Source organism: Sphingopyxis sp. EU05-FHT14B03 (assembly GCF_058790875.1).
The window spans coordinates 839,796-862,697 of sequence record NZ_JBYTDC010000003.1; the positions used below are offsets into that span (position 1 = coordinate 839,796).

Genomic DNA, 22,902 nt, shown 5'->3' on the forward strand with positions numbered 1-22,902 from the left:
GCGCCAGAGCGAAGTGGCGGGGGCGTACCGGCGAACCGGTCGGTGCAGGCGAAGGGCGGGCACAAGTCGCTCCGTCACCACGCACCGATGCGGCCCCAGCCGCACAGGTCGTCGCTCAGACGGAGGATTACCGTGCCATGACCATCCCCTGGACCAAGGCAAGAGCGACCGGTGCGCTGGCAGGTCTCCTGGCTCGCGGGTCACAGCTTGATGCACGCCTTCCCAGGTTGCCCCAGTGGCTGGCCCCGACAAGGAGTCCGGACCGGTGCATCGCGCTCACCGCTTACAGTTGCAGGGACAGCCTCGGAGTCGAAAGCCCGAGCCGGGCCTTCTCACCGTGTTCCCGTTTTAAGCCCTTTCGGGCACCGGCGCGATCTTGCGGGGGCCAGGCCCCCGCGGCGCAAGCCCATAGAGCAATGCCGCGCTTTCGCAATCGGCTTTATCGCGGTCGCCGTCGCGGACAGGCGTTCCGCCGCGGCGTGAATGGGGCTTGCGCGCGCGCGGCTTGCCCTTCATGATAGCGCTACCATAACAGAACCTTGGGAGAGGTGAATGAACACAGCGTCGCGAGGCCAGACCAATCTGGCGCTCATTACGGCGATCGTCGCGGTGGCGACGATCGGCGGATTATTGTTCGGATATGACAGCGGGGCGGTCAACGGCACCCAGGACGGGTTGCGGTCGGCGTTCTCCCTGAGCGAGGCGGGGCTCGGTTTCACCGTCGGATCGCTGTTGATCGGCTGCTTTGTCGGCGCCTTTCTTGCCGGCACCCTCGCCGACGCGATCGGGCGCCGCAACGTCATGATCCTGTCGGCGATCCTGTTCCTCATCGGCGCGCTGATCCAGGGCTTTGCCCATGCCCAGCCGCTGTTCGTCGTCGCCCGGATGATGGGCGGCATGGCGGTGGGCGCCGCGAGCGTGCTGTCGCCGGCCTATATCTCCGAGGTCGCCCCCGCCCATATCCGCGGCCGGATGACGACGGTGCAACAGATCATGATCATCACCGGGCTGACCGCCGCCTTCGTCGTCAATTATTTCCTCGCCGCCAGCGCCGGAGCATCGACCGCGCCCTATTGGGCGGGGATCGAGGCGTGGCGCTGGATGTACCTGATGCAGGCGGTGCCGGCGGCGGTCTTTCTCGTCGCGCTGTTCTTCATTCCCGAAAGCCCGCGCTATCTGGTGTCGAAGGGGCGGGTCGAAGAGGCCGGCAAGGTGTTGACCAGCCTGTTCGGCGCCGCCGCCGCCGCGACCAAGGTCGACGAGATCAAGGCGAGTTTCAGCGCCGACCATCGCCCGCGCCTGTCCGACATATTCGATCCGGTGAAGGGCGGGGTGCGGCCGATCGTCTGGGCCGGGCTGTTGCTCGCGGTGTTCCAGCAGCTCGTCGGGATCAACGTGATCTTCTATTATGGCGCGACGCTGTGGCAGCTCGCCGGTTTTACCGAGGACCAGTCGCTGCAGATCAACATCGTGTCGGGGATCGTGTCGATCGCCGCCTGTTTCGGAACGATCCTGCTCGTCGATCGCATCGGCCGCAAGCCGCTGCTGCTGATCGGGTCGGCGGGCATGGCGGTGACGCTGTTCGCGCTCGTCTATGCCTTTGCCAACGGCACGCTCGATGCCGGCGGGAAGCTCCAGCTCTCGTCGTCGCTTGGCACGCTCGCGCTGATCGCGGCCAATCTGTACGTGATCTTCTTCAACCTCAGCTGGGGCCCGATCATGTGGGTGATGCTGGGCGAAATGTTCCCGAACCAGATCCGCGGCTCGGCGCTGGCGGTGTGCGGATTCTTTCAGTGGTTCGCCAACTTCCTCATCTCCTTCACCTTTCCGATCATGGCGGTCGGGCTGGGGCTGGCGGTGAGCTACAGCTTCTATGCGATTTGCGCGGTGATCAGCTTCTTCCTGGTCCAGCGCTTCATCGTCGAGACCAAGGGCAAGGAGCTTGAAGCCATGGAAGGCTGAGCGAGTCCGAGCGACGCCTTCAAAGGGGACCGGGCGACCGGTCCCCTTTTTCATGCGGCGCAATGGTCGCGGATATAGTCGCGGTGGCGCGGCATATGGTCGACCGATGCGGTCACCGCCGCCTTGATCTGGCGCAGCCGGTCGCGCGTCTGCTCGATCGGCATCAGTTCGGCGACGGGATCGTAGCGGCGGGCGCCGAGCCGCTGCCCCTCCATCACCGCGAACCAGCTGGTGTCGTTGAACAATTCCTCATGTTCGCGAAAGGCGCGCCCGCTGCTCTGAAAGACGCGGATCTTTTCGGCGAGCCGGTCGGGGATCGGCATCGTCCGGCAATAGTTCCAGAAGTCCGAATCGTCGCGCGTCGTGACATGGTAATGGAGCACGAGGAAATCGCGAACCAGCTCGCTCTCCTCGACCATCAGGCGATTATAGCGGTCGATGCTCGCGGCTTCGAAGCCGGCATCGGGGAAGTTGGACAGGAGGCGCGCGATACCGGTCTGGATCATCCAGATGCTCGTCGATTCCAGCGGCTCCATGAACCCCGCCGACAGCCCGATCGACACGCAGTTCTTTTCCCAGAAGCGCGCGCGGTGGCCGGTGGTGAATTTCAGGAAGCGAGGATCGGCGAGCGGCTTGCCGCCCAGATTGGCGAGCAACGCCGCCGCCGCCTCGTCGTCGCTGATATAGTCGCTGCAATAGACATGGCCGTTGCCGACACGGTGCTGGAGCGGGATGCGCCACTGCCAGCCCGCCGAGCGCGCGGTCGAGCGCGTATAGGGGGAAAAGTCTTCGCCGAGTTCGCACGGCACCGCGACCGCACGGTTGCACGGCAGAAACGCCGACCAGTCGACATAAGGGACGCCAAGCTCGCGGCCGATGAGCAGCCCGGCAAAGCCCGAGCAGTCGATGAACAATTGCCCACCCACCGTGCGGCCGTCCTGCATCGTCACATTTTCGATATGGCCGCTCTCGCCGTTTCGCGTCACGCCGGTGATTTTGCCCTCGATCCGGGTGACCCCGCTGCCCTCGGCCAGCTCGCGCAGATAGAGGGCGTAAAGCCCGGCATCGAAATGAAAGGCATAGGCGATCGACGAGAGCAGCGAGCCGGGGGCGGTGGTCGGGCGCATGAACTTGCCGTGGCGCGCCGCCTTGGCCATCACCGAATAATCCTCGACGTCGGCGAATTCGGCTTCGCCGCGCAGCCGCTGCCAGAAGGCGTGGAACGACACCCCGCCCATATCGACCCCGATATTGCCGAAGGGGTGGAAATAGCGCTGGCCGATGCCGCCCCAGTCGACGAATTCGATCCCGAGCTTGAAGCTGCCCTTGGTACGGCGGACGAAGTCGTCCTCGTCGATCCCGAGCATGCGGTTGAAGATGTTGATCTGCGGGATCGTCGCCTCGCCGACCCCGACGGTGCCGATCTCGTCCGATTCAACGAGGGTGATGCTGGCATAATCGGGGCCCAATATCCGCGCGAGGGCCGCCGCGGTCATCCAGCCGGCGGTGCCGCCGCCGACGATGACGATCGATTGAATCCTGGTCGCTTCCATCGCACTCCCCCTTCAACGTCGGCATTTTTATCACACACGATCGTCGCTATTCGTCGCTAAGGCAAATCACCGCTTGTCGAAACCCGACCTATATCATATGACAGGTGAATGGTAGCGCTACCTTTTCGGCAGCGCAACCCGATGAGGCCGAAAAGGCCCATGACATGGGAGGGGTTTAAATGCCTGTTGTAACGACGTTTTCTCGTGACGTTCGGCTCACGAATCACAACGTGCCCTGGCTTCGCCTGGGCGTTTCGACGCTGGCGCTCGTCGCCTCCGCGATAATCGCTACCCCGGCCTTTGCCCAGGACACCGACACCAACGAGGTCGCCGACCCGTCGAACGCGCCCGAGATCGTTGTCACCGGCTTCCGCGCCGCGCTGCAAAGCGCGCAGGGGCGCAAGGAAAACGCCGACACCGTCATCGATTCGATCACCGCCGAAGATATCGGCGCGCTCCCCGACCGCTCGGTGACCGAGGCGCTGCAGCGCATTCCCGGGGTCACCATCAACCGCTTTTCGGCGGGCGTCGATCCCGACCATTTCTCCGTCGAGGGATCGGGCGTCACCATCCGCGGCCTCAGCTATGTCGGATCGCGCTTCAACGGCCGCGACGCGTTCAGCGCCGGCAACGGTTCGGGGCTGAGCTTCGCCGACGTGCCGTCGGAACTGCTCGCCGGGGTCGACGTCTACAAGACCCCGTCGGCCGACCTGATCGAAGGCGGCATCGGCGGCATCGTCAACCTGCGCACCCGCCTGCCCTTCGACCAGAGCGGCCTGCTCGTCGCGGGCTCGCTCGAACTCAACTATGGCGATTTCGTCAAGAAATCGGCGCCGACCTTTTCGGGATTGATCAGCAACCGCTGGTCGACCGGGATCGGCGAAATCGGCCTGCTCGCCAGCGCCTCCTATTCGCAACTCTATTCGCAGGCCGATCGCATCGGTATCTCCAGCTTCCGCCCGCGCACCACCTATTCGGACGGGACGCGCACCGACGTCGTACCGTTCGCCGGCGCGACCGCGGGACCCTCGGCGCTGTTCCCGCGCGGCGCCGTGCTCGGCCGCCAGAATTTCAACCGCGAACGCTATGGCTATTCGGCCGCCGCGCAGTGGGAAAGCAACGACGGGACGCTCGCGGCGACCTTCCAGTTCCTGCGGTCCGACGCGCGTCAGGCGTGGAGCGAGAATACGATCGAAATCGCCACCGACAATGTGTCGAACAATGGCGATTCGCGCGCCGTCGCGGGCACCTCGCTGGAATTCGACGACAGCGGCGTCTTCGAAAATGGCGTGATCACCGGCCCGACCGGCTGGCGCGCCGACCAGCAAAATGCGACGGGTGACATTCGCACGCCCATATTGGGGCTGCAGTCGAACAATATCCGCCGCGACCATTATGAACGGATCAAGACGACCGATTATTCGGCGAACTTGCGCTGGACCCCCAGCGAAAACCTCGCGATCAATCTCGACTATCAGCATGTCGATTCGAAAAGCGACGTCGAGGACAATACGCTTTGGGGCTCGACCTATCAGGATGCGATGATCGACCTCAATGGCCATGGCCTGCCATTCGTGCAGTTCATCCCGCCGCAGAATTGCGATCCCGCGCCCTGCCAGGGCAATCCCGGCTTCGCCGCCAATTCGCCCTCCTATTTCACCGGCAGCCACCAAAGCTTCACCGATCCGTTCAACAGCTTCTACCGTTCGGCGATGGATCATCTGGAACAGAGTGATGGCAGCGAGGACGCCTTCCGCGTCGACGCCGAACTGTCCTTTCCCGACAGCGGCTTCCTGAAATCGCTGCAGGTCGGCGGACGCTATGCCGACACCGAGCAGACCGCGCGTTTCTCGATCTACAATTGGGGCGTGCTCAGCGAGCAATGGGGCAATGGCGGCCCGGTGTGGTTCGACGACAATGTCGACAACGTGACCGGCGGCAATGGCGGGGCACCGCTGCCGGGGTATGAAGAGGTCTTCTATCCCAATTTCTTCCGCGGCGCCGCCAACAACCCGATCGCGGGCCAGGGCCGCCTTTTCTATTCGGGTAACACGGTCAAGGACCGCGCCGCCTATATCGCCTATGCCAATGCGATCGCGCGCGAATGGCAGGGGACGACCACCTGCGGCATCGACGGCCGGACGATCAATGCGGGGTGGAACTCGCTGGCCGATCGCTGCGGCAATGTCGCCGGTACGCCGTTCCAGCCGGGCGAGATCAATCCGCAGCAGAACAAGAATCTGGCGCTTTACGGCATGATCAAGTTCGACAGCGAATTCGGCAGCGGGATGCGCTTCACCGGCAATGTCGGGCTGCGGTATACGCGCACCAAGCGCACCTCGCAGGGGTTCCAGCAGTTCGCCAACAACCCGACGTCGATCACCAGCGAACAGGCTTGCATCGATGCGGCGAACGCCGGGCAGCCGGCGACGGGTTTCTGTACCTTCACCCCGGCGGTGCGCCAGCAGGCACGCAACTATCTGAACGGCGCGCTGCTGCCGATCGACGCCAAGACCAACTATGATTATTTCCTGCCGAGCGTGAACCTGAAGCTCGAAGTCGGCGGCGGGCTGCAATTCCGCGCCGGCTATTTCAAGGGCGTCTTCGCCCCGCCCTTCGGCTTCTCGCGCAACTATTTCAACGTCACGGGTCTCAGCGCCAACCAGAATGTCGACAGTAGCGGCGCGGCGATCCCGGGCAGCTTCACGATCCAGTCGACGGTCACCGCGGGCAATCCCAATTTGTTGCCGACGACATCGGACAATTTCGACCTCACCGCCGAATATTATTTCAGCAAGGTCGGACAGGTGACGCTGTCGATGTTCCACAAACGGCTGCACAATGTCGTGACCAACGCGACGGTTTCGACCGACCTGACCAACAACGGCGCGACCTTCCCGGTGGTGCTGACGACCGCGATCAACTCGCCCGACACCGGCAAGGTCACCGGCGCCGAGGTGTCGTACCAGCAGGTCTTCGACTTCCTGCCGGGACCGCTGTCGGGACTCGGGCTGCAGGCGACCTATACCTATGTCAAATCGTCGGGGGTGCCGCAGACGACGCTGTCGGCGACCGACCCCGATGTCGCCGCGGGGCGCCAGTCGGCGATTTCCGGCGACAGTTTCCCGCTCCAGGGACTGTCGAAACATACGATCAACATCACGCCGTTCATCGACATCGGCCCGCTGTCGCTGCGCGCCTCGTACAACTGGCGCTCGCGCTATCTGCTGACGATCCGCGACGTGATCACACCGTTCGATCCGATCTTCCAGCGCGCCTATGGCCAGCTCGACGCCTCGGCGACGGTCACCGTCACCGACCAGTTCAAGCTGGGCATTCAGGCGGTGAATATCCTGAACTCGCAGACCAAGACCGAAGCGGCGGTGCTCAACGGCAGCGGCGATATCCAATATGTCCCGCGCCAATGGTATATGAGCGACCGTCGCTTCACGATCCTGGCGCGGTTTACCTTCTAGGGGCGCATCCCGCCTCGCTTGGGGGCCGCCGCTTTCTGTGAAAGCGGCGGCCCTTCTTATGTCCGCGACAGCGAATCCGGCCGATAGGCGATGAACATCGTCGCGGTGAGCCGGCCGGCGCGCGGATCGCCCGGATGGTCGATCGCCGGATCGATGATGCCCGCATGCAGCGCGTTGCTGCGATAGAGGATCAGCCGGTCGAACGCCGCCGGAATAGCGGCGACGCGGGCATGGCCGGGCGTATCGGGGGACGGGTAAGCGGGATTCCCGGGCGCGGGCATCGCGGCGTCGCGCGCGCGGTCCCACGCAGTTTCGCGGGTCGGCGATATCGTCTCGAACCCCGTCGACAGCTGCCGAAAAAAGGCGGTGCCGCCGAAATGCGGCGGGCAGAGATAATGGACGGTCGCGAAATGCAGCGGGTCGCTGGTGTCGATATGCGGCACCGTCTGGAGCGGGACGAGATCAGCCACCGGGGTCGTGACGATCGAGAAGAAACATTCGGCGCGGACCAGCCGCACAGGCCCCAGCCGATGGACGCGGCGGATCAGCGGATCGAGCCGCGCCACCATCGACCGCACATAGGCGAGCGGCATCGGCGCGCGCAGGCCGGGGTAGAGATTGCCCGTGACCGGCGCGAAGGCCACCGCGTCGGCGGCGAAAGCGACGAGCGCCTGCGGATCGGTGGTCGCGCCGTCGATGCGGATCAGCGGCACCTGCTCGGCGCCGATCGCGAGGATGTCGATGACCGCGGCGTCGGCGGGCCTGCAATCGGGCGCGGCGTTCATGCGCCCGTTGTCGCGGCTATCGCGGCCGGGTCAAGCGCGCGGCGCGGCACCGGCGAACAGATCGGCGAGCGCGGCGCGCATCGGATGCGGCCGGTAATCGTCGCCATAGGGGCAACAGCGCTGCGGCAGGCCGTCGGCGCGCGGGGCGAAACCCTGCAGCCAGCTGAACTTGTCGACCATGCCCCAGGCCAATATGTCGCGAAGCTGCGGATAGGACAGCATCACCTCCAGATAGGCGCGGGTGTAGTTGGCGACCCCGGCGTCGCGCGCGACATGGTCGGCGGGCAGGCCATTGTCCTTGACGTCGAATTCGGTGAGCAGCAGCCGGTAGCCCATGCCCGTGACGTCGTCGCAAAACGCACGCCATTCTTTCAGGTCATAGGGGCCGATACCCGTCGCGCGGTCGATCGTCCGCATCTCGATATGCGACTGGATGCCGAGCGCGTCGCACGGCACGCCGCGCTTGCGGAATCCTTCGAGAAGGCGGAGCACTGCGGCGCGATGGTTCGCATGGCCCGGCTCCCAGCTCATATAATCGTTATAGACGAGCTCGGCGTCGGGCAGTTCGCTGCGCGCCGTATGGAAGGCGAGATCGACGACGGCCTCGTGGCTGCCCATGGCCTTCGACATCGAGGTGTCGACGAAGGCGCCGCTCTGGTCGTCGAACAATTCGTTGACGACGTCATAGCTGTGGATCGCGCCGCGATAGCGCCGCGTCACGGTCTCGATGTGGCTGGTCACCAGCCGCGCCGCCTCGGTCGCGGGGCGGGCGCCATAGTCGTAATTGTTGACCCACTCGGGCATCCATTTCGGGCGATGCCAGAGCAGGGTGTGACCGCGAATATCGAGGCCCTTCGATTTCGCGTAGCGGACGATCGCGTCGAAGTTGGCGAAGTCATACTGGTCGGGGCCGGGGCGAATCGCCTGCCACTTCATTTCATTTTCAGCGACGACCAGCCCGCACTCGCGCTCGACGATCGCTCGGTACGCCGGATTGCCGATCGAACCACTGTCCGACCCTTCCGCCCCATAACCGATCGCCGAACCAAAGCGCAGTCCCTTGCGCGCCGCGATCCGGTGCAGGCCTTCGCCGGTGGCTGGCGGCGCGGCGGTGGTCAGCCCGGCGGCGCCCGCGCAGGCGGTCAGCGACAACGCCGACAGGCCCGCCAACGCCTCCCGCCGACTAAACGCCGCATCGATCACGGTGTCACCACCAGCTTGACGCTCTGCACCTCGGCCGAATTGGGGCCGACCATGATTTCGAAATCGCCGGGTTCGATCACACGCTTCATGGCGCCGTTCCACATCTGGAAGGCGGCGGGCGGCAGCGTGATCGCCACCGCCTTCGTCTCGCCGGGCTTCAGCGTGACGCGCCGGAAGCCCTTGAGCTCCTTGACCGGCCGGGTGACCGAGCTGATGCTATCGCGGACATAGACCTGCACCACCTCGTCGCCCGCGCGCGCGCCGCTGTTGGCGACGTCGACGGTGACCGTCACCGGCTGACCCGCGGCGATCGAAGGGGCCGACAGGCGCGGTGCGCCGATGGTGAATTTGGTGTAGCTGAGGCCATAGCCGAACGGGAACAGCGGCGCCTTGTCGTCGAACAGATAGCCGCGCCGCGCGGTCGGCTTGTGGTTGTAGAAAAAGGGCAGCTGGCCGACGTTGCGCGCGACCGTCACCGGCAATTTCCCGCCGGGATTGCTACGCCCGAACAGCGCGTCGGCGATCGCATGCCCCTGTTGCTCGCCGCCGTACCAGGTTTCGAGGATCGCATCGGCCTTGGCGACGACGCCGGGATAGGAGGGCGGACGCCCGTTGACGAGGACCACGACCACCGGCTTGCCGAGCGCCTTCAGCGCGTCGAGCAACTCCTCCTGCTCGCCGACGATATCGATGTCCGACCGGTCGCCGAGATGGCTGTCGGCCCAGCCTTCGCGGCTGGTCTGTTCGGTGTCGCCGATGAACAGCAATATATGGTCGGCGCCGCGCGCCGCCTCGACCGCCGCGGCGATGCGCTGGCGGTTGGCGGCGGGATCGGCGAGCTTGACCTCGTCGGCCCACCAATCGTCATTCTCGGTGATCTTGACGCCTTCGTTGTAGACGATCGTCGCCTTGTCGCCGACCAGCGCTTTGATCCCGTCGAGCGGCGACACCGTTTTGGGCGGGATACCGTAATAGCCGCCAAGCCGTGCCACCGCGGCATTGGGACCTATGACCGCGATGGTCGGCTTGGCGGCCGCGCCCGCCGTCGGCAGGACGAGCGGAAGGACTCCGTCATTCTTGAGCAGCACCAGCGACTTGTCGGCGGTGCGCCGCGCCAGCGCGATCGCCTCGGCATCGTTGGTGACCGTCGTCGCCTTCATCGTCGCGAAGGGATTTTCGAACAATCCGGCGAGGAATTTGATCCGCAGCATCCGCGTCACCGCGGCGTCGATGTCGGCCTCCCTGACCTTGCCCGCGCGCACCGAGTCGACGAGCGTCGTGTACGCCGCACCGTTGGGCAGGTCGCTGTCGACCCCGGCGGCGAGCGCCTGGCGCGCGGCATCGGGCAAATCGACCGCGATCTTGTGCAGCTTGACCAGATCGTCGATCGCATAATAGTCGCTGACCACCGCGCCCTCGAAGCCCCATTCGCCGCGCAGCACGTCGCCGAGCAGCCATTTGTTGACGTGGCTGGGGACGCCGTCGATCTCGTTATAGCTCGCCATCACCGCCTTGATCCCGGTGCGTTTGACCACCGCCTCGAACGGCGGGAAAAAATCCTCGCGCAGCGTGCGTTCGGCGATCGGCGCCGGGCCGACGTTGGTGCCGCTTTCGGGCTGGCCATGGCCGGTCATATGCTTGAGCGTCGCGAACACCTTGCCCGGCGCGAGGGGGCCGGGGCCGCCCTTACCCTGCAGCCCCTCGACCGCCGCGACCCCCATTTCGCTGACCAGATAGGGATCTTCGCCGAAGGTCTCCTCGATCCGTCCCCAGCGCGGGTCGCGCGCGACATCGACGACCGGCGACAGCACGAACGGAACGCCGCGCGCGCGGACCTCGCGCGCGATGACGCTGTTCACCTCGCGGATCAGGTCGGGGTCCCAGGTCGAGGCCATGGCGATCGATTGGGGAAAGCTCGTCGCGTCGCGCGCCGCGAGGCCGTGGAGCGCCTCTTCGTGGAACAGCACCGGGATGCCGAGCCGCGTATTCTTGGTCGCCCATGTCTGGACCGCATTCACATAGTCGACGCTTTCGGGAATCGAGCGCAATTTGTTGGTGCGCGGGCTGCTCGGCCCGCTGCGATCCGACGGGCGGGCGATCTGGCCGAGGCCGTTGGGATATTTCCGCGACGCCTTTGCCGGATTCCACGTCGTGTCGGCGTCCTGCACCTCGGCCTTGCTGTCCCACAGGGTAATGATCTGCCCGACCTTTTCCTCGAGCGTCATCCGCGCGAGCAGGTCGGCGACGCGCGCATCGACGGCCAGGCTAGCGTCGCGATAAGGGGCATTGGCGGGGGGCTTGGCGGTCGAGGCGGCCGATGCGGGGGCGGCCTGCTGGCCCATGACCTGCGTCAGCGGCAAGGTCATCGTCGTGGCCAGAAGCGCGGCCGCCAAAGTCATGCGCATGATCGTGTCTCTCCCATTTTTGCTTGCGCGGATCGATTCCCCACGCCTATTGTTAGCGCTACCATGAAAGAAAGCGGCAGTGGCTGTCAAGCCATGGCAAAACGTCAGGGAGGGTGAACAACAAGGATGCGGAGCGTCGGGGCGATCCTGTCGGGAGCATATCTGCTGCTGTTGCTCGCGGCGCATCCGGCGCACGCGGAGGACGGCTACGAGCTGTGGCTGCGCTATCGCCCGCTCACCCCCGCCTATGCGGCAGAAGTCGCGACGATCGCGCCCGGGCTATCGGTCGATGCGCAGCCGAGCGCGACGATCGACACCGCGACCGGCGAACTGGAACGGGCGTTTGGCGTGTGGCTTGATCATCCATTGGCGGTCGCCGCCGATGCGCCTGCGGGCCTTCAATTGTGCCGCAGCGACCGACCGTGCGCAGCCGCCTTACCAAAGCGCGACGTGCCCCCCCTGCCCGGCGCCTATCGCATCGACCGCGACGGTGGGCGCATCACCATCTCCGCCGACGACGACATCGGCCTGCTCTACGGCAGCTTCGCGCTGCTCCGCCACATCCAGCAGCAGGCACCGCTGGCCGAACTGGGGCAAGCCGACGCCCCGCGCGTCGCGATCCGCATGCTCGACCATTGGGACAATGTCGATGGCAGCGTCGAGCGCGGCTATGCGGGGCGCTCGATTTTCCAATGGTGGCGCCTGCCGGGGTATGTCGATCCGCGGCTGACCGACTATGCGCGCGCCAATGCCTCGATCGGGATCAACGCCGTCGCGGTGAACAATGTCAACGCGCCCGCGACCTTCCTGACCCCGCGCTTCATCGCCAAGACCGCGGCGCTCGCCGATACGCTGCGCCCCTATGGCATCCGCGTCTTCCTGTCGGCGCGCTTTTCGGCGCCGCGCGATCTGGGCGGGCTGGCCACCGCCGACCCGCTCGACCCCGACGTCCAGCGCTGGTGGCGGGCGAAGGCCGACGAGATTTATGCCGCCATCCCCGATTTCGGCGGCTTTCTGGTCAAGGCCAACAGCGAAGGTCAGCCGGGGCCGCAGGATTATGGCCGCACCCACGCCGACGGCGCCAATATGCTGGCGCGCGCGGTGGGCCAGCGCGGCGTCGTGATCTGGCGCGCCTTCGTCTACGATCCCGACCCGGCGGTCGAACGCACGATGCAGGCCTACAACGCGTTCCAGCCGCTCGACGGGCAATTCGACGCCAATGTCGTCGTGCAGGTCAAGAACGGCCCGCTCGATTTCCAGCCGCGCGAGCCGGTGAGTCCGTTGTTCGGCGCGATGCCGCACACGCAGCTTGGGCTCGAGCTGCAGATCACCAAGGAATATCTCGGCTTCTCGACCCACCTCGCCTATCTGGCGCCGCTGTTCGAGGAAGCGCTCGATACCGGCGGGTTGGGCAAGGACGGGCGCGCGACGCTCGCCGAGGTCGTGGCCGGCGGTCCGACCAGCCTGATCGCAGGGGTCGCCAATATCGGGTCCGACCGCAACTGGAGCGGGTCGCATTTCGACCAGGCCAACTGGTATGCCTTTGGCCGGCTGGCATGGAACCCCACCCTGTCGTCCGACGCCATCGCCCGCGAATGGGCGGCGCAGACTTTCGCCGCCGACCCGCAACTGGTCGACGCCGTCGCGGCGATGATGATGCCGAGCCGCCAGGCGGTGGTCGACACTATGACCCCGCTCGGCCTCGCGCATCTGATGGGCAGCGACCATCATTATGGACCCGCGCCGTGGGTCGACGATCTGGCCCGCCCCGACTGGAACCCGATCTATTACCACCGCGCCGATGCCGACGGGATCGGGTTCGATCGCACCGCGACCGGCAGCAACGCGCTCGCCCAATATCGCGCCCCGCTGGCGAAGCGCTACGCCGATCAGCGCGACCCTGCCCTGCCCTGGTTGCTGTGGTTTCACCGCAAGCGCTGGGACGACCGGCTGAGCACCGGGCGGACGGTATGGGACGAACTCGTCACGCGCTATGACCGCGGCGTCGCCGGGGTCGATGCGATGGCGGCGCGGTGGGACGGCCTGCACGGACTGGTGGACGCGCGGCGCCATTCCGAGGTCGCCGCACTGCTCGCAGTGCAGCAGGCCGAAGCGCGCTGGTGGCGCGACGCCTCGATCGCCTATTTCCAGTCGCTGTCGCGGCGTCCGCTGCCCGCGGGCCATGCCGCGCCGGCGCATTCGCTCGATTGGTACCGCGCCCAACGCTTCCCCGAGGCGCCCGGCATATGAGCGCGCCGCACCCCGCCCGATATTCGCCTAGCGCGGGCGGAAAAGAAGATTTAGGGACGCTGGCATGAGCCAAAAGAGCGCTACCATGCCCCGTCAGGGCCGCCGCCAGGGCAAGGCCCCGACCATTTCCGACGTCGCCGCCGCGGCGGGCTGTTCGCCGATGACGGTGAGCCGCGTGATCAACGGCGATTCCAACGTCCGCGCCGCGACGCGGCAGCAGGTGATGGAGGCGATCACCGCGCTGCGTTACATGCCGAACCGCGCCGCGCGCAGCCTCGCTGGCGGCGAGCAATTGCGGATCGCGCTGCTCTTCGACAATCCGTCGGCGTCGTACCTCAGCGAATTTCTGATGGGCGCGCTCGAAGAAGCGACGCGCAGCGATATCCACCTGATCGTGCAAAGCTGCCTCGACGTCGCCGACGCGCAGGCGCTGATGCGCAACCTGACGCAGGGCGGCATCAAGGGCTTCATCCTGCCGCCGCCCTTGTGCGACGACCAGAGCGTGCTCGACCTGGTCAGCGAACTCGATGCGATCGCGATCGCGGTCGGACCGGGCAAGGCGACCGGATCGCACGGCGCGGTGATGATCGACGATTTCCAGGCCGCGTACGACATGACCAAGCATATCATCGACCTGGGGCATGAACGCATCGGTTTCATCATCGGAAATCCCGAACAGGTCGCCAGCGGTCGCCGCTTGAACGGATATCGCGCCGCGATGACCGACGCCGGACTCGCCGTCCTCGACGAACTGATCGTGCAGGGGCGTTTCAGCTATCGGTCGGGGATGGATGGCGCCGAGCGGCTGCTCGCGGTCGATCCGCGACCGACCGCGATTTTCGCCTCGAACGACGATATGGCGGCGGCGACCGTCGCGGTCGCGCACCGGCGCCACCTCGACGTGCCGAACGACATCACCGTCTGCGGCTTCGACGATACCGCGATGGCGAGCACGATCTGGCCCGAACTGACGACGATCCGCCAGCCGATCCGCGAGATGACCGCCTGGGCGGTCGCCGCGATCGCCACCATCATGCGCGCGCGCAAGGCGGGCGAGCGCGCCGAGGAACAGCAGATGACCCTGCCCTATGCTTTGATCCGCCGCGAATCCGACGCGGCGCCGAGCCTCGCGACGCGCGCGGCGAAGGGTGTGGAGCGGCGGTGACGGCGCCCGGCCAGCCCCCCAGACTGCGGTCGCGCGACTGGTTCGACAACCCCGACCGCTGGGACATGACCGCGCTCTATCTCGAGCGCTTCATGAATTACGGCACGACCCCCGAGGAGTTGCAGTCGGGCAAGCCGATCATCGGCATCGCGCAATCGGGCAGCGACCTGTCGCCGTGCAACCGTGTCCATGTCGACCTCGCCAGGCGCGTCCGCGACGGAATCCGCGACGCGGGCGGTATCCCGATCGAATTCCCCGTCCACCCGATCTTCGAAAATTGCCGCCGCCCGACCGCGGCGCTCGACCGCAACCTCGCCTATCTGGGGCTTGTCGAGATTTTGAACGGCTATCCGCTCGATGCCGTCGTGCTCACCACCGGCTGCGACAAGACGACGCCGTCACAGGTGATGGCGGCGACCACGGTCGACATCCCGGCGATCGTGCTGTCGGGCGGGCCGATGCTCGACGGCTGGCACGACGGCGAACTGGTCGGATCGGGGACGGTGATCTGGCGCAGCCGCCGCGCGCTGTCGGCGGGGCTGATCGACGAGGCCGAATTCCTCGATCGCGCGACGTCGAGCGCGCCGTCATTGGGCCATTGCAATTCGATGGGCACCGCGTCGACGATGAACGCGGTCGCCGAGGCGCTGGGGCTGTCGCTCACCGGCTGCGCCGCGATCCCGGCGCCGTACCGCGAGCGCGGCCAATATGCCTATCGCACCGGGCGCCGCATCGTCGAAATGGTGCATGAGGATTTGCGCCCGTCGCGCATCCTGACCCGCGCGGCCTTCCTCAACGCGATCGCCACCGTCAGCGTGTGCGGCGGGTCGAGCAATGCTCAGCCGCATATCGTCGCGATGGCGCGGCACGCGGGGATCGAGCTCGAGCCCGCGGTGTGGACCGACCATGGTTACGACCTGCCTTTGCTGGTCAACATGCAGCCGGCGGGGCAATATCTGGGCGAACGCTTCCACCGCGCCGGCGGGGTTCCCGCGGCAATGTGGGAGTTGCTGAACGCCGGCAAGCTGATTGGCGACTGCCTGACGGTGACGGGGCGCAGCATCGCCGACAATCTGGCGGGGCACGAAAGCGGCGACCGTGAAATGATCCGCCCCTTCGCCGATCCGTTGCAGGCAAAGGCGGGATTCTTGACCCTGAAGGGCAATTTGTTCGATTTCGCGGTGATGAAGACGTCGGTGATCTCGGACGAATTTCGCACCCGCTATCTGTCGCGCCCCGGCGCCGAAGGGGTTTTCGAGGCGCGCGCGGTCGTGTTCGACGGGTCGGACGATTATCACCGCCGGATCAACGACCCGGCGCTCGCCATCGACGAACATTGCATCCTGGTGATGCGCTCGTCGGGCATTCTCGGCTGGCCGGGATCGGCCGAAGTGGTCAATATGCAACCGCCCGATGCGCTGATCCAGCGCGGCATATCATGGTTGCCGACGCTGGGCGACGGGCGCCAGTCGGGAACGTCGGACAGCCCGTCGATCCTCAACGCCTCGCCCGAAAGCGCGGCGGGGGGCGGACTGGCGTGGTTGCGCAGCGGCGACATGATCCGGGTCGATCTGAACGCCGGGACGTGCGACATGCTGGTCGATGTCGAAGAGATCGCGCGGCGTCAGGGCGACGGACTGCCCGACATCCCGCCGAGCAACACGCCGTGGGAAGAGTTGTTCCGCGAAAAGACCGGCCAGCTTGGCGAGGGCGGGGTGATGGAATTCGCGCTGAAATATCGCCAGACATCGAAGACGCTACCGCGCCACAATCATTGAGACGCGATCAGCGGATCGGGATCTCGAAGCTGGTGACGGGCAGGTTGGCGGCGTCGAACAGGTTGACGATCGGCGTATCGGCCCAGGCATAGCGGACACGCGTCGCCGGCTGGCCGTCGGCGGCGATCCGCACCGTCGCGCCGTCGGCAACGGCGGCGGCGAAACGGCAGCTGCCCGCGGCATCAGCGCACAATTCGAAGCCGATCGCCCGGTCGCTGCTCCAGCTCGCCAGCGCCCCGGTCACCCCTTCGAACCGCACGACGATGATATCGCCCTGCCTCGCTGCGCCGGTGACGCGGGGCAGCGGCTTGCCCTCAGCAGCGCGGGCGAGCCGGTGGCCGAGTTCGATCTTGTTCGCGGGATGGATATCGAGCCGCTCGCCAAGGTCGAGCGCCGGGACCAGCGTCACGCCCGATATCGTGTCGGCGGCGCGGCGCTGTTCGTCGCGGAGCAGCGCCCAGCCGCTCTCAACCGGTTTCACCGCCGGCGCGCCGAAATTGGCGAGGCCGACGACCAGCACCGGCAAGTCGGTCCGGCCGAACTGCCCGCGCCAGCCGCCGATCAACGCGGCGAGCCGTGCGTCATATTTCGGTATGCCGACATCGGCCTCGCCCTGATACCAGGCGATGCCGTCGAGGCGGATCGCGCCGAGCGGCGCGACCATCGCATTGTGGATCAGGCCCAGCCCGGCGATCTGGTCCCAAGGCGGGCGCGGGGCGCCGCCGGCCTGCGTCGTCGCGATCGCGTAGGACCAGCCCTCGCCGAGCGGAATGGTGCTGCCATCGGCGAAGCGCAGTTTCAGCGCGTCGGCGGGTCCCTGGAACCCGCCATTGCCCCAGCTGTCGCCGACCAGCACGACGATCTCGTTGACCCCCGCGCGCCAGTGGCCGGCGGGAACGGCATAATGGCGCGCGTCGGACCAGCTGAATGTGTTGGCGACCACCTGGCCGTTGACGAAAGTCTCGTCGCTGTCGTCGATCACGCCAAGCGAGAGCGTCGCGCCCTGGGCGGCCTGTGCGGCGGTCAACGTTACGCTGCGCCGGGCCCAGACATAACCGTTGAAACGCTGGAAGTCGGTCCCCTTCCACTCGTCCCAATAGGACATCGCGGGAAAGGGCGTCCATGTCAGGCGGTCGGGCCTGATCCACGGCTCGTTCCCCGGCGCATCGCCGCTGAGTTTTCGCCACCAGTCGGCCCAGCGCGGAAAAAACGCCTGATTCGCCGCGAGCGGATCGCGCGTGTAGAGCGCGAGCAGGTCGGCCTCGCCCTCGCCATAGATCGTCCGCGTCGCCGCGGGGGCGAGCCAGGCCCGGATCTGCGTGCCGCCCCAGGTCGCGTCGATCGCGCCGATCGCGACCCCACGCGCCGCGCGCAGGTCACGCGCCATATAGTAACAGGCGGCGGAAAAATCGGGGACGCTGTCGGCCGACGCCAGCAGCCACGACGGCGCGGCGGAAAAGCGGGTTTGCGGCACCGTCGCCGTCGCCTTTTCGACCGTCAGCAGCCGCAGGCCGGGGGCGGCAAAACCGCCCGCCTGATTGTCGAAATCGAGCGCGCGGCGCACCGGCAATTCCATGTTCGACTGGCCCGAACAGAGCCAGACATCGCCGAGCATGACGTCTTTCGCCGTCGCGACCGCGCGTCCGTCGGCGCCGCGAATGACAAGGTCATAGGGGCCGCCCGCCGAAAGCGCGGCCAGGCGCGCCTGCCACGCCCCGTCGCGGTCGGCGGTCGCGGTTGCCCTGTTACCGGCCAGTTCGATGGTCAGCTTTTCGCCCGGCGCCGCGGTGCCTGCGACCGGGATCGGCTGGCCGCGCTGGATCACGGCGTGGTCGGTAAAAGCGGGCGCCAGCACGACTTGCGCCGCTGAGGGAAAAGCCGCGAAGGCCGCGACCAAAGCGATCAGCGCGCGACCGATCACGACGCGCGCACCAGCGGCAGCGGATGGCCACCGACCTCCGGCCGAAAGGCGAAGAGCGCGCCCGCGAGCGGCTGCGCGGCGCGTTCGGCGTCGGTCATTTCCTGATGCGCCGAGGTCGCATAGAGCGTCGCGAGGTCGGCGCCGCCAAAGGCGAGCTTGGTGATGTTGGCGGTCGGGAAATCGACCTCCGCAATTTCCTCGCCCGCCGGGTCGAAACAGCGTGCCGCCCAGCCGGCGTAGCAGCCGACCCAGATATTGCCCGCCGCGTCGGTGATCGATCCGTCGGGGTGCCCCATATCGCCGCTGAAGGTCACAAATGGTCGCAGCGCGCCGGGCATCCCGTCCGCCCCGATCGTCGCGGCCCAGATTTTCCCGGCCATCGTGTCGGTGAAATAGATCGTCGCACCGTCGGGCGCGATGGCGGGGCCGTTGGTGATCGCGACCTTGCTCGGCCCAGCTTGCTCGACATGCCGCGCCGCCAGTCGATAGAAGCTGCCGGTTTCGGCGACGCACGCGTTATCCATCGACCCGAACCAGACCGCACCGGTGGCATCGCTGCACGCATCGTTGAGCCTGTTCCCGGGCACATCCGCCTCGACCGCCAGCCATGCGGCGAATGCGCCGCGCGCCGGGTCAAACCAGTGGAGCCCATCCTGCAACCCGCAGAGCAGCCGCCCGTCGTCGGCCGGCAGCGCCCAGCCGATTTCGCCCGGCGCGTCCCATTGGTCGAGTGTCGACGACGCGGGGTCGAAGCAGAAAAGCCGGCGCAGCTTGATGTCGACGAACCACAGGCGCTGCCGCGCGGCGTCCCATACCGGCCCCTCGCCCAGCGACGTCGAGGGAAAGGCGACCGGTTCGGGCGTGATCGCCATCAGCGCCAGCCCGCGTCGACCCAATAATCGTGGCCGGTGCACATGCGCGCGTCGTCGGAGGCGAGGAACAGCGCCATCGCCGCGATATCGGCAGGCTGGATGCGCGCCTTCAGACATTGCGCCGCGATGATCTCGGCCTCGCCCTCGGGGGTGTACCATTGCGCCTGGCGCGGGGTTTCGACATTGCCGGGGATGATCGTGTTGACGCGGATGTTGTCGGCGCCGAGTTCGCGCGCCATCGACCGCGTCATGCCCTCGATCGCGGCCTTGGCGGTCTGGTAGAGGACAAGGTCGGGCAGCGCGAGATGCCAGCTGATCGACCCGAAATTGAGGATCGATCCGCCCCCGGCGGCCTTCATCCCCGGGATCACCGCCTGCGCCGCGAAGAAGAGGTGGCGCAGGTTGACCGCGATCCTTTCGTCCCAATAGGCGGGGGTCACATCGCCGATCGCGTGACGATCGTCGCTTGCCGCATTGTTGAGCAATATGTCAAAGTCGCCGACGTCGGCGCGAAGCGCCGCGACGGTCCGGTCGAGGCTGGCGAGGTCGGTGAGGTCGCACAGCGCGAAGCGCGGCGCCACCGCCACCGCGCCCGACAGCCGTTCGACCAGCGCGGCGCCCGCGTCGCCCTGCATGTCGAGGAAGGCGACATGCGCGCCCTGTTCCGCAAAGCCGGTCACCAGCGCTTCGCCTATCCCGGTCGCGCCGCCGGTCACCAGCACGCGCTTGCCCGCGAGGCTGGGATATGTCGCCGCCGATTTGTCGATCATGGTCGCCCGAGTCAGCACGCTCAATCCCCCGTGTAGACCGTTTTGATCTGGGTGTAGAATTCGACCGCGGCAAAGCCCTGTTCGCGCGCACCATAGCTCGATTTTCGCGTCCCGCCGAACGGCACATGATAATCGACCCCGGCGGTCGGCAGGTTGACCATCACCATCCCGGCGCGGACATGTTTGCGAAAATGGCGAGCGTGTTTCTGGCTGTTGGTGACGATGCCCGACGACAGGCCGAACTCGCCGGCGTTGGCGAGTTCGAGCGCGGCGTCATAATCCTTCACCCGCACCGTCGAGACAACGGGGCCGAACACCTCTTCATTGTTGATCCGCATATCGGGATCGGTGTCGGCGATCAGTGTCGGCGCCATATAATAGCCCGGGGTGTCCGCCTTCACCGCGTCACCGCCGGTGACACAGCGCCCGCCTTCGTCGACGGCGATCTTCGCATAGCGCAGATTCTGCTCGAACTGCGCTTCGCTCGCGGCGGGACCGACCTGCGTTTCGGGGTCGAGCGCCGCGCCGACGCGCAGCCCTTTGGCCTTTTCCGCCAGTGCGGCAACGAAACGGTCGTGTATCGCATCCTCGACGATCACCCGCGACGAGGCGGTGCAGCGCTGCCCGGTCTGGAAAAAGCCGCCGTCGAGCGCGATGGCGACCGCCTTGTCGAGATCGGCATCGGCGAGGATGACAAGCGGGTTCTTGCCGCCCATTTCGAGCTGCACCCGCGCCTGCCGCGCCATCGCCGCCATGCCGACCTTCGCCCCGACTCCCTGCGAGCCGGTGAAGGAGATGGCGTCGACATCGGGATGATCGGCGATCGCTGCGCCGACCTGGCCCTGCCCCAGAACGAGGTTGAACACTCCCGGCGGCGCGCCGCATTCGACGATGATGTCGGCGAGCGCGCTCGCGGTCGCCGGTGTCACATTGGCGGGTTTCATCACCACCGCATTGCCGAAGGCGAGTGCGGGAGCGGCCTTCCACGCCGGGATCGCGATCGGAAAATTCCACGGCGTGATAAGGCCATAGACGCCGACCGCCTCGCGATAGGTCGCGACGTCGAGCCCGGGGCGCGTCGATTCGAGCGTCTGGCCGTGACGGCGCAGCGCCTCGCCGCCGAAATAGCGGAAGATGCGCGCGGCGCGCATCACTTCGCCCATGCCCTCGGCGCGGGTCTTCCCTTCCTCGCGCGCGAGCAGTTCGCCGAGTTCGGCGGCGCGCGCCATGATCGTCGCCGCGACCTTGTCGAGCAGGTCGGCGCGGACTTCGGGTGAGGCATAGGCCCAGCCCGGCTGCGCGGCGCGCGCGGCGGCGACCGCGGCATCGACCGCGGCGGCGTCACCCGCCGGGAACAGCGCCACGACCTCGTCGGTATTCGACGGGTTCAGGCTTTCCAGCGCCGCGCTGTCGGCGCCGATGCGTTCGCCGTTTATCAAATGGCCAAGCTTCAAAGTCATTGTGCAGTCGAATCCTTCAGATGCGATCGATGAGCCCGCGGCTCGCCAGATTGCGGAACAGGGCCGCGATGCCCAGCGTCCAGGCGGGGGCATCGCGCGATGTGGTGACGATATTCTCCAGCGTCCCCAGCCGTTCGGCCGAGATCGTCACCCGGTCGCCGACCTTGTGGGTGAAACCGCCGCCGACGACGTCGCGGTCCTGGGTCGGCGCGAACAAGGTGCCGAGATAGAGCGCATAGCCGTCGGGATAATGATGCTCGCTGCGCGCCTGCGCCGCGAGGTCGAGCGGATCGCGGCTGATCTGCCCCATATGGTTGTGGCCGGTCAGCACATAGCCGTCGGCGCCCTCGATCCGCAGGTCGACCTCGGCACCCCGGACATCGTCGATGGTGAAGCCGTCGTCGAACAGGCGGATGAAGGGGCCGAGCGCGGCCGAGGCATTATTGTCCTTCGCCTTGCCGAGCAGCAACGCCGAGCGACCCTCGAAATCGCGAAGATTCACGTCGTTGCCCAAGGTCGCGCCGACCGCCTGACCCGCGCCGTCCATGATCAGCGCGATTTCGGGTTCAGGATTGTTCCAGCTCGAATCCGACCGCACGCCGATCGGGGCGCCATAACCGACCGACGAGAGCACCGCCGACTTGGTGAAGACCTCGGCATCGGGGCCGATCGCGACCTCCAGATATTGCGACCACATGCCCTCGGCGATCAGCGCCGCCTTGAGCGCCGCGGCCTCGGGCGAGCCGGGAACGACCGATCTTATGCCCTGTCCGACATGCTGCTCCAGCCCGGCGCGGATGGTCGCCGCCTGCGAGGCGTCGCCGCGCGCGCGCTCCTCGATCACCCGTTCGATCGCCGAGACGGCGAAGGTCACCCCCGCCGCCTTGATGCATTGCAGGTCGATGGGACTGAGCAAGGTCGCGCCGTCGGGCAGCGCCGGGGCGTCCGCGTCGAGTTCGCACACCGGCTCGCCATGTTCGGGCAGCCATTGTCGCCGCGCGATCGCCGCCGATACCGTCGCGGCGCTGGGGGTGAGGTCATGGAGCGTGCCACCGTCGATCAGCACGGGGGTCGGCCCCGCACCAAAATCGACTCGCCCGAGCAGGCGCGCGGTGCGCCAATCAGACGGCAAAACGGCCCTCAACGCAAAACCCATTGACCTGAAACCTCCCCGCAGCCATTGTTGTGATAGCGCTACCATCACGCTCTAGGGGATCGTGTCAAGGTTGGCGATAGAAAATCATGCGCCGCGAGGGAGGGATGCCCGACCGGACGCATGGGGCGGGAGGAACGGGTTGCCAG

Annotated in this window: 14 protein-coding genes and 1 riboswitch; of the genes, 5 read left to right on the plus strand and 9 right to left on the minus strand. The window is 66.6% G+C overall.

Annotated elements, in window-relative coordinates; translation table 11 throughout:
• Window positions 1–161: 161 nt before the first annotated feature.
• Window positions 162–380: riboswitch (cobalamin riboswitch) on the minus strand.
• A gap of 172 nt (window positions 381–552) precedes the next feature.
• Window positions 553–1,962, plus strand: coding sequence for a sugar porter family MFS transporter (locus AC3WS4_RS20615; protein WP_492737914.1), 1,410 nt, complete (start codon window positions 553–555; stop codon window positions 1,960–1,962).
• A gap of 50 nt (window positions 1,963–2,012) precedes the next feature.
• Here the strand turns inward: AC3WS4_RS20615 and AC3WS4_RS20620 are convergent, their stop codons facing one another.
• Window positions 2,013–3,515 carry a tryptophan halogenase family protein gene (locus tag AC3WS4_RS20620; protein ID WP_492737916.1) on the minus strand — a complete coding sequence of 501 codons (1,503 nt, stop codon included), beginning with the start codon at window positions 3,513–3,515 and terminating at the stop codon, window positions 2,013–2,015.
• 230 nt (window positions 3,516–3,745) lie between these two features.
• Here AC3WS4_RS20620 and AC3WS4_RS20625 point away from each other — a divergent pair, with 230 nt between their 5' ends.
• Complete coding sequence (locus tag AC3WS4_RS20625; protein ID WP_492737918.1) at window positions 3,746–6,991, plus strand: TonB-dependent receptor; 3,246 nt, start codon at window positions 3,746–3,748, stop codon at window positions 6,989–6,991.
• Between the two features lie 56 nt (window positions 6,992–7,047).
• On the opposite strand, the gene AC3WS4_RS20630 is transcribed toward AC3WS4_RS20625, so the two are convergent.
• From AC3WS4_RS20630 to AC3WS4_RS20640, 3 genes are read right to left on the minus strand one after another with little or no spacing between them, the layout of a single operon-like run.
• Complete coding sequence (locus AC3WS4_RS20630) at window positions 7,048–7,776, minus strand: DUF6445 family protein (protein ID WP_492737920.1); 729 nt, start codon at window positions 7,774–7,776, stop codon at window positions 7,048–7,050.
• Between the two features lie 30 nt (window positions 7,777–7,806).
• Window positions 7,807–8,946: an endo-1,4-beta-xylanase gene (locus AC3WS4_RS20635; RefSeq protein ID WP_492737921.1), complete on the minus strand. Its 1,140-nt coding sequence runs from the start codon at window positions 8,944–8,946 to the stop codon at window positions 7,807–7,809.
• A 29-nt stretch (window positions 8,947–8,975) separates the two neighbouring features.
• Window positions 8,976–11,384 carry a glycoside hydrolase family 3 N-terminal domain-containing protein gene (locus AC3WS4_RS20640; protein WP_492737923.1) on the minus strand — a complete coding sequence of 803 codons (2,409 nt, stop codon included), beginning with the start codon at window positions 11,382–11,384 and terminating at the stop codon, window positions 8,976–8,978.
• Between the two features lie 126 nt (window positions 11,385–11,510).
• Between AC3WS4_RS20640 and AC3WS4_RS20645 the strand changes: the two genes are divergently transcribed.
• The 3 genes from AC3WS4_RS20645 to AC3WS4_RS20655 all read left to right on the plus strand — a co-directional run bounded on the left by AC3WS4_RS20645 (window position 11,511) and on the right by AC3WS4_RS20655 (window position 16,577).
• Window positions 11,511–13,634: an alpha-glucuronidase gene (locus AC3WS4_RS20645; RefSeq protein ID WP_492737925.1), complete on the plus strand. Its 2,124-nt coding sequence runs from the start codon at window positions 11,511–11,513 to the stop codon at window positions 13,632–13,634.
• A 64-nt stretch (window positions 13,635–13,698) separates the two neighbouring features.
• A complete protein-coding gene (locus tag AC3WS4_RS20650) occupies window positions 13,699–14,799 on the plus strand; it encodes a LacI family DNA-binding transcriptional regulator (protein WP_492742953.1) in 1,101 nt (366 codons plus the stop codon).
• Window positions 14,796–16,577 (plus strand): IlvD/Edd family dehydratase, encoded by a 1,782-nt coding sequence (locus tag AC3WS4_RS20655; RefSeq protein ID WP_492737929.1) that lies wholly within the window; start codon window positions 14,796–14,798, stop codon window positions 16,575–16,577. The genes AC3WS4_RS20650 and AC3WS4_RS20655 overlap by 4 nt, the downstream gene beginning before the upstream one ends.
• A gap of 7 nt (window positions 16,578–16,584) precedes the next feature.
• On the opposite strand, the gene AC3WS4_RS20660 is transcribed toward AC3WS4_RS20655, so the two are convergent.
• From AC3WS4_RS20660 to AC3WS4_RS20680, 5 genes are read right to left on the minus strand one after another with little or no spacing between them, the layout of a single operon-like run.
• Complete coding sequence (locus tag AC3WS4_RS20660; RefSeq protein WP_492737931.1) at window positions 16,585–18,498, minus strand: sialate O-acetylesterase; 1,914 nt, start codon at window positions 18,496–18,498, stop codon at window positions 16,585–16,587.
• Entirely contained in the window at window positions 18,495–19,370 is an 876-nt protein-coding gene (locus AC3WS4_RS20665) for an SMP-30/gluconolactonase/LRE family protein (RefSeq protein WP_492737933.1), read from the minus strand. The genes AC3WS4_RS20660 and AC3WS4_RS20665 overlap by 4 nt, the downstream gene beginning before the upstream one ends.
• A complete protein-coding gene (gene xylB, locus AC3WS4_RS20670; RefSeq protein ID WP_492737934.1) occupies window positions 19,370–20,140 on the minus strand; it encodes a D-xylose 1-dehydrogenase in 771 nt (256 codons plus the stop codon). The genes AC3WS4_RS20665 and xylB overlap by 1 nt, the downstream gene beginning before the upstream one ends.
• A 20-nt stretch (window positions 20,141–20,160) precedes the next feature.
• Window positions 20,161–21,600 carry an aldehyde dehydrogenase family protein gene (locus AC3WS4_RS20675; protein ID WP_492737936.1) on the minus strand — a complete coding sequence of 480 codons (1,440 nt, stop codon included), beginning with the start codon at window positions 21,598–21,600 and terminating at the stop codon, window positions 20,161–20,163.
• Between the two features lie 16 nt (window positions 21,601–21,616).
• Window positions 21,617–22,756, minus strand: a complete 1,140-nt coding sequence (locus tag AC3WS4_RS20680; protein ID WP_492737938.1) for a fumarylacetoacetate hydrolase family protein — start codon at window positions 22,754–22,756, stop codon at window positions 21,617–21,619.
• Window positions 22,757–22,902: the final 146 nt, after the last annotated feature.